The following is a 376-nucleotide window of genomic DNA, read 5'->3' as shown; positions in this document are numbered from 1 at the left end:
CACAAAGCCAATTGTAGTAAAAGCTGTAAAGATTTGTGAGAAGTTATTGGAGGAAAGAGAGGGATATCGATATTATGAAGAGAATAAAGAAGTTAGAAAAAGAAAAGCTCAGGTTATTTATATTGAGGGCGACGGTGTGATGGTTAAAGCACGTGACCCACAGAAGGATAATAAACATTACGATTTATCCCATTTTGTAGTTCATACAGGAAGCCATAAAGTTGGCAGCAATCGATTTGAACTTCAGGACAAAAAAGAATTTATTGGCCTTGACAATCGCTTAGTGAGGGAGCAGGTAATTGATTATCTATTCAATAATTACGAAGTTACGGAACAGACTTTATTAATTACGAACTCTGATGGAGGTCATGGATAT

General features: G+C 35.9%; 1 protein-coding gene. It reads left to right on the top strand.

Annotated features, from left to right (window positions below; translation table 11 throughout):
* Positions 1–376 (top strand): UPF0236 family transposase-like protein (locus tag HMPREF2619_RS00520; protein ID WP_186821473.1); only part of this gene is annotated, 376 nt, incomplete at both ends.

The sequence above is a fragment of the Streptococcus sp. HMSC074B11 genome (genome assembly GCF_001808705.1).
GTDB lineage: Bacteria > Bacillota > Bacilli > Lactobacillales > Streptococcaceae > Streptococcus.
This window is presented reverse-complemented; position numbering and strand designations above follow the sequence as displayed.